The sequence below is a fragment of the Sutterella sp. genome (genome assembly GCF_052272535.1).
Lineage (GTDB): Bacteria > Pseudomonadota > Gammaproteobacteria > Burkholderiales > Burkholderiaceae_F > Sutterella.
In genome coordinates, this window is the sequence record NZ_DAVZJY010000120.1 from 1 (window position 1) to 7543 (window position 7543).

The 7543-nt window shown below is 66.4% G+C and carries 6 protein-coding genes; 5 read left to right on the forward strand and 1 reads right to left on the reverse strand.

Annotation, left to right across the window (positions count from 1 at the left end; translation table 11 throughout):
- Positions 1–154: 154 nt before the first annotated feature.
- Entirely contained in the window at positions 155–907 is a 753-nt protein-coding gene (locus tag ACT6Y9_RS07070) for a GntR family transcriptional regulator (protein ID WP_443744011.1), read from the reverse strand.
- A gap of 190 nt (positions 908–1097) precedes the next feature.
- On the opposite strand from ACT6Y9_RS07070, the gene ACT6Y9_RS07075 reads away from it, so the two are divergent.
- From ACT6Y9_RS07075 to ACT6Y9_RS07095, 5 genes are all read left to right on the forward strand, one after another.
- A complete protein-coding gene (locus tag ACT6Y9_RS07075) occupies positions 1098–2399 on the forward strand; it encodes an amidohydrolase (RefSeq protein WP_443744012.1) in 1302 nt (433 codons plus the stop codon).
- Between the two features lie 138 nt (positions 2400–2537).
- Positions 2538–3719 (forward strand): porin, encoded by a 1182-nt coding sequence (locus tag ACT6Y9_RS07080; RefSeq protein WP_443744013.1) that lies wholly within the window; start codon positions 2538–2540, stop codon positions 3717–3719.
- Between the two features lie 19 nt (positions 3720–3738).
- The gene (gene dcuC, locus ACT6Y9_RS07085; RefSeq protein ID WP_443744014.1) at positions 3739–5025 is read left to right on the forward strand and encodes a C4-dicarboxylate transporter DcuC; all 1287 of its coding nucleotides are present in this window, start codon (positions 3739–3741) and stop codon (positions 5023–5025) included.
- A 94-nt stretch (positions 5026–5119) separates the two neighbouring features.
- Positions 5120–5776: a YczE/YyaS/YitT family protein gene (locus ACT6Y9_RS07090; protein WP_443744015.1), complete on the forward strand. Its 657-nt coding sequence runs from the start codon at positions 5120–5122 to the stop codon at positions 5774–5776.
- Positions 5777–5988: 212 nt separating this feature from the next.
- Positions 5989–7485, forward strand: a complete 1497-nt coding sequence (locus tag ACT6Y9_RS07095) for an FAD-dependent oxidoreductase (protein ID WP_443744016.1) — start codon at positions 5989–5991, stop codon at positions 7483–7485.
- Positions 7486–7543: the final 58 nt, after the last annotated feature.

Below are 7543 nucleotides of genomic sequence, written 5' to 3' on the forward strand. Positions count from 1 at the left end.
AAGGAAATATTCAGCTCCGCTCCGAGCGCCGAGTGTACCCGTCTGAGAGAAATTCGCGCTTATATAACGGACGAATTCGTGCCACCTACGGCCACTAAGGATACAACCGTGAGGGAATCCTCTTCGAGCGGGTGCTCCCGAAACTCGCGTCCCTTCAGTCGAGCACGATCTGAAGGCCGTCAGGCACGACGCGCTCGATGCGGTACTCCACCGGCACGCGCCCGAACGTGAAGCCGATGCGGTAGAGGAGAAGGAGCGCCTTCTCCGGGGGAAAGCCCAGCGCGACGTCTTCGGCATCGGCCGTCTGGATGCGGATGCGGTCGCGCACGTCGGAAATCGTCACGCCGTAGGTCTCTTCGAAGAAGGCGTAGAGGCTCGTGCGCGAAGGCGCGCCCGCCGCCCCGCCTCTCTTCTCCGGGCGGCTGCGCCGCTCAAAGTCCGCGGCCCTGAGGCGCTTGAAGTGCTCCGGATGGAGCCAGAGTTCGTCGGCGCCCGTCCAGGTGCCGTTCGCGCGCATCGTGCGGAGCACGTGCCAGGCCTTGACGTCGGGCTCGAGGCCGAGCGCCTTCCTTGCGGCTTCGGGCGGCAGGGCCTTGGTGCAGGAGAGGAGCGTGTCCTCCCAGTGGGCGATCTCGCCCGAAATGAGCTGGAAGCGCTGAAAGCGGTTCCAGTAGCCGTGGCCTTCGTAGGTCTTGATGAAGGTGCCCGCACCCTGGCGCCGCTCGAGGTAGCCGCGCTCGACGAGACCGTCGACCGCCTTGCGGATCGTCGCGATGCTCACGCCAAAGCGCTTCGCGAGCCGCGCCTCGGACGGAACGGCCTCGCCCGACTTCCATTCGCCGCTTCTGAGAAGCAAGAGGATTTCTTCCGCCGCCTGTTGGTAGAGCGGCCGCCGCGTGATGGTCATCTCGAGGGAGTCTCCTGAAGTGAATCCGAAGGGACGCGAAGTCATGCGTATGACTGACGACTTCGGGTCCATTTTATCCGCTCAAAAAATAGGATGAACTTCAGCAACGAGCGGAGAAGCGCGCTTCCGCTAAAGCGTGAGCGCGCCCCCATTCACAGACATCTCGCAGAAAGGAATCAGGAGACTCGACATGACCTCGACACTGTTGACTGAAGCTCATCACTACGTTCCCGAAATGACGGCGCTGCGCCGCGCGATTCACCGCCGCCCCGAACTCGGCTGGACCGAGTTCGAGACGACCTGGAGGATTTTCGGCGCGCTCTCGCGCCTTCCGGGCTGGCGCATTCAGGTGGGCCGCGAGGTGATCGAGCCCACGGCCGTGCGCGGCAGGAACGCCGCCGAGGTGGAGGCCGCGCAGAAGCGCGCCCTCGCGGCGGGCGTGCCCGAGGACTTCATGGAGCGGCTCGGGGGCTACACGGGCGTCGTCGCCGAATTCGACACCGGCCGTCCGGGCCCGACCACGGTGCTGCGTTTCGACATCGACTGTGTTGCGGTCGAGGAGTGCCACGCCGCTCCGCACACGCCCGCCGTCGAAGGGTTCGACTCGACCATTCCGGGCTCGATGCATAGCTGCGGACACGACGTGCACACGTCGGCGGGCTGTGCGCTTGCGCACTGGGTTTCCGACCACGCCGGGGAGCTCGACGGCCGCATCCGCATCCTCTTCCAGCCCGCTGAAGAAGGCACGCGCGGCGGCGCGGCGATGGCCGCCAAGGGCTGGGTGAACGACGCCGACTACTTCTTCGGCAGCCACGTCGGCATCATCTGCCGTACGGGCGAGGCGGCCGTGATGAAGGCGGGGTTCCTTGCAACGACGAAGATCGACGTCCACTTCACCGGCACGCCTTCGCACGCGGGCGCCGAACCGGAAAAGGGCAGAAGCGCCCTCACCGCCGCTGCGGCCACGGTCATGATGATCCAGGGCATTCCGAGAAGCGGCGAGGGCGACACGCGCATCAGCGTGGGCTCGCTCATTGCGGGCGAAGGGCGCAACGTCACGCCCGCCCACGCCGTCCTCAAGCTCGAGACGCGCGGCGCGACGCATGAAGTGAACGAATACATGGTCGCGAACGTGAGGAACATGGTCGAAGGCGCCGCCCGCGCCTACGGCGTCGAGGCAAAGATCGAGATCGCCGGCGCGGCCACGACGCTCGTCACGACGCCCAAGGGGGTGGCGCTCTTGAAAGAGGCCGCGCAGTCGGCCTTCGGCGCCGATCACGTGCGGCTCATCGACCGGCTCGGCGGCTCCGAAGACTGCACGACGCTCATGCGCTGCGCCGTCGAGCACGGCGCCGATGGCGCCTTCCTGCTCTACGGCGGCTCGATTCCGCACCACCACAAGCCCGACTTCGACGTGAACGAAGCGGCGGACTTCCCGCAGGCGCTCGCCGCCTTTTTCGCGCTCCTGCGCGAAACGAACGGCGCCCGCTGATCCCACTCCTCCCGAAGCGCCCGTCCCCGGCCCCGGTTTTGAGGGACCGTCTCCGCATGGAATCATCCGTGCGGCCCGGACGCGCGCACCCGTGGACTTCATCTCCCTCATCCCCTCTTTTCCCAAAAGGAGAACAACATGGAACACTCCGTCCTTCGACCTCTTGCGCCTCTTGCGGCCGGCGTTCTCGCCGCCCTCACCCTCGCGGGGTCGGCCTCGGCAGCCGACGTCTCCATCTACGGGCAGGCGAATGTTTCGCTCTACTACCAGAAGAGCCGTTCGGGAAGCGCATCGGTCGCGATGCAGAACGAGGCGAGCCGCGTCGGACTCACCGCGCGCGAAGCGATCAACTCCGACCTCAGTGCGCTCGTCTATCTCGAAACGGGCTACGGCCTTGACGACGGCACGCTCACGAACAATGGCCGCAACAACACCGGCACGACGCTCTTCGACCGCCGCGCGATCCTGGCACTCAGGAGCAACGTCTGGGGCGAGCTCGCCTTCGGCCGCATGGGCACGGTGAGGAGCTCCATGGCGCCCTACGGCTACGGTTTGGGGCCGATCGACCCCTTCGGGACGAACTACGGTCCTGACGGCTCGATTTCCGGGATGTTCGGCAACGACACGCGCGGCAACAACACGGTCACCTACGTCTCGCCCAACATGGCGGGCGTGCGCGCCGGCGCGAGCTGGTCCTTCTCGGCCTACGACCAGGAGGATGCGGAAGTCTCGAAGAACGACCGCCACCTCTCGGCCTTCGTCAACTACACGGGCCAGTCCCTCTACCTCGTCGCGGCGGCGACGGAGGCCCGCTACGGGCGCGACCATTCCGCCGGCAGCGACGCGGGCTACGCCTACGACCGCGCGAAGAGCCGCGCCTACACGTTCGGCGCCACCTATGCGTTGAACGACGCCTGGAAGCTCTTTGCCGCCTATCAGTACCACGACGACTTCCGCAACGTCGCCGCCTGGAACATCGACAGCTACTGCAAGGGGTCGGCCGCGGACCTCCTCCACGGCATCGACGGCTCCACGGCGCTGCTCGGCTTCACCTGGCGTGCGGGCGGTCCCTGGCGGGTGCTGGGCGACGTCATGTACTTCGACGGCTCCCACAAGATGGGCGACGGCTCGAAGCTCAATGCCAAGCGCTGGATTCTGAACGGCGCGGTCGAGTACTGGTTCAGCAAGACCACGCGCGTCTTCACGACGGCGAGCTGGTCGGGCGCCGACGATGCGCTCGACACCGATGAACTCGCCGCGAAGCGTCAGACCGACGTGAACCGCGTCACCGCCCGCGTGGGCATGGCGCACTACTTCTGAGCAGGGGAGGGAACTCAAAATGACCTGGACCTTCTGGATGGCGGTGGTCGTGGTGATCCTCACCGTCGCCGCCTTGATCAAGCGCTTTGAGACGCGCCTTGTGCTCCTCACCTCCGGCCTCGTGATGGCGCTCCTCTCCATGAAGCCGATGACGGCCTTCGCGCAGTTCGACAAGTCGATGACGAGCGGCGCGCTCATCATCGCGATCTGCTCGGCGATGGGCTTCGCCGCCGTGGTGTCGATGACAAAGTGCGACCTGCATCTCGTCGCGCTCCTCACGCGCCCCCTGAAGCGCGCGGGCATCTTTCTGCTCCCCGCCTGTGCGGTCGTGACGGGCATCGTCTCCGTGGCGATTCCCTCGACCGCGGGCTGCTGCGCGGCGGTCGCGCCCACCTTGATTCCGCTCATGGTGCGCGCGGGCTTCCGGCCGGCCGTTGCCGCGGCGGCCGTCGTGAGTTCCATCACGCCGGCGATGCTCAACCCGGGCATCTCACACAACGTCTTCGTGGCGAAGCTCGCGGGCATGGAGGTGATCGACCTCATTGGGCGCTTCTCGAGCACCACGATCGGCCTCACGGTGCTCGGCATCGTCGTCCTCACGGCGACCTGCCTCGTCTACCGCGACTACCGTCCGAGCGAAGCGGGGGCGCACGCCGCCGAGGTCGTGAAGACCGCGGGCGGGAAACCCCTGCCCGAGCTTCCTGAAAAGCCCAATCTGTTCTACGCCCTCGCTCCGCTCGTTCCCGTGGCGCTCCTCATCATCTTCGCCCTCTGGGTCCCGGGCGTGAAGATGTCGGTCGCCACCGCGATGCTGATCGGCATGATCTACGCCGTCGCCGTCACCCGCACGCGTCCCGACGCGAGCGTGAAGCAGTTCTTCGACGGCATGGGCAAGGGCTACGCCAACATTCTCGGCATCATCATCGCCGCGGGCGTCTTCGCCGCGGGTCTGCGCGCCGCCGGCGTGGTGGACGCGTTCATCAACTACCTCACGAGCGCCAACGAGGTGGCGAAGCTGGGCGGCGCGGCCGGCCCCTTCATCCTGGCGGTCCTTACGGGTTCGGGCGACGCCGCGGCCTTCGCCTTCAACGAGGCGGTGACCCCGCACGCGGCCTCCTTCGGCCTTGAAATCGACCGGCTGGGCTATCTCGCCGCCATGGCGGGCGGGTTCGGGCGCCTGATGTCCCCGCTTGCGGGCGGCATGATCCTCGTGGCCGGGATCGCGGGCGTCTCTCCCTTGGACGTCGTGAAGCGCACCGCGCCGGCGATGATCGCCATGGCCGCGGCGCTCTACGCGTTGACTTAATCCTCCTTTTCCATAGTGCCTCCTAGACCCGCTCCGGCCGCCTCGCGGCCGGGCGGGTTCTTTTTCAACCTTTTCCTCCGAGCTTCCTTCCGGCATGCAGAATTCCGCCGCTCCCTTCCGCCGATTCGCCCGTCTCCCCGAACGCTGCGCGCTCCTTCTGCTCGGCATCGCCGCCGCCGCGCTCGGCATCGCCCTCACGACGTGCGCCGGCCTCGGCACCACGCCGATCAGCACCGTGCCCTACACGGCCTCGGCGATCACGGGACTCTCCTTCGGCACGACGACCTTTCTCCTCAACCTCTGCTTCGTGCTCGGGCAGATGGCGCTCTTGAGGCGCAGCTTCCCGCTTTGGAATCTGCTGCAGATTCCGGCGGTGTTCGTTTTCGGGGCGGCGATCGACCTCGCCATGGCTCTCGTTTCGCCTCATTCGGCGGCGTCCTGGCTTCCCGGGCTTGCGATGAGCCTCGCGGGCAACGTGGTCCTCGCCGTCGGCATCGTGCTGCAGATCCGCTCGAGAACGATCGTGCAGCCGGGCGAAGGCATCGTGCTTGCGCTTTCCGTGACGCTGCGCCGCCCCTTCGGGTCCGTCAAGGTCGCCAACGACGTCGTGCTCTCGCTCGCGGCGGCGCTTCTCGGCTGGGCCGTCCTCGGGCACGTGGTCGGGCTGCGTGAGGGCACGCTCATTTCGGCCGTGTTGGTCGGCGTCCTCGTGAAGTTCATCATGAAGAGGTTCCCGGAGCGCGAGAAGTAGAGGGCCGCGTGGCGGACCGGGGCGGGACCCCTGCGGGTCGGCCGACATGTTTGAGGCTGGTGGCGGAGACTGCCGCAGTCTGAGTGTTATCCCCTGGTCCTTTCTGTAGCTTCGGCTACTGACGCCGGTCCTCCTTTCGGCGGAGACTTTCTCTCAACGAACGTCCGCGGCCGGTGCGCCGCGGACGCGGCAAAGCCTCTTGGGAGAAGAAAATGAAGAAGTTCACGATGACGGTCGCCGCGGCTGCAGTCGGTCTGGCGATGAATCCGGCCTGGTCGGCCGACGTTGAGTACACGACCGACCTCTGCGTGATCGGCGCGGGCGCGTCGGGCACGGCCGCCGCCTGGGCCGCGGCCGAGAAGGGCATGAAGGTGGTGACGCTCGAGAAGTCGGGCCTGCCAGGCGGTACGGGCAAGTACTCTGAAGGCATCTTCGCCGTCGAGAGCTCGATGCAGCGCAACTGGAACTACGCGCTCACGAAGGACGAAGCGTTTATGAAGATCATGAACTACGGCCACTGGCGCGGCAACGCGCGCATGGTGCGCGCCTTCGTGGACCGTTCGGCCGACACCATCGACTGGATGATCAAGAACGGCGTGAAGTTCGAGAAGCTTTTCTCGAACTACCCGAACGGCCTCTACACCTGGCACATCTACGAAGGCCGCGGCGCGGGCTGGATCAACCTCTTCATCGACAAGTACAAGAAGGCCGGGCAGACGCTCCTCACGAACACCTGGGGACAGAAGCTCATCACGGAGAACGGCCGCGTCGTGGGCGTCGAGGCGACGAACAAGGCGGGCGACAAGATCACGATCCGCTCCAAGGCGACCATCATCGCGACGGGCGGCTTCTTCGACAACAAGGCGATGCGCGAGAAGTACCTGCGCTATGCCGACGCTGACGGCCTCGCCCAGACCGGGAAGACGGGCGACGGCATCCAGATGGCCTGGGCCGTGGGTGGCGGCAAGGAAGGCACTGAAGTGCAGGCCTCCTATCGTCCGGGTCCGCGCGGCGTCTCCACGACCAACCAGGTGAGCGCCACCGCGAAGCAGCCGCACCTCTGGCTCTCGCCCAAGGGCGAGCGCTTCTGCAACGAGGAGATCATGCTCGAGTGGCCGTTCGCCGGGAATGCTCTGGAGCGCATCGGCGGGCAGATGTTCGTGGTCTACGACCAGAAGACGCTCGACCACATGGAGAAGGACCAGGGCATCGACCTCGGCGTCGGCGTGATGGTGCCGGTCGGCACCAAGCTCTCGAACTTCCAGAAGGACTGGGAGGGCGCGGTGAAGGCCGGCTGGGCCTTCAAGGCCGACACGCTGGAGGGTCTCGCCAAGGCGACCGGCATGAATCCCGAGAAGCTCGCGAAGACCGTCGCCGAATACAACGGCTACTGCGACGTGCGCCACGACGCGGAGTTCGCGAAGAACCCGAAGTACCTCCGCGAAGTGAAGACCGGCCCCTTCTACGCGATCAAGTCCGTGGCAAGCTCGCTCGGCACGTTGGGCGGCATCAAGGCGAACGAGCGCTTTGAGGTCGTCACGCAGACGGAAGACCCGATTCCGGGCCTCTACGCCGCCGGCAACGACGTGGGCGGCATGTACGGCGATTCGTACGACCTCCTGATGGCGGGCTCCACCGTCGGCTTTGCGGTGAATTCCGGCCGCATCGCCGTGGACTCGGCCGCCGAGTACATCAAGACGCTGAAGTAGTCATCCTCCTGCCGGAGCCGGCCCGAAGGCCGGCTCCGGCGGATCCTGAAGCGGCTCC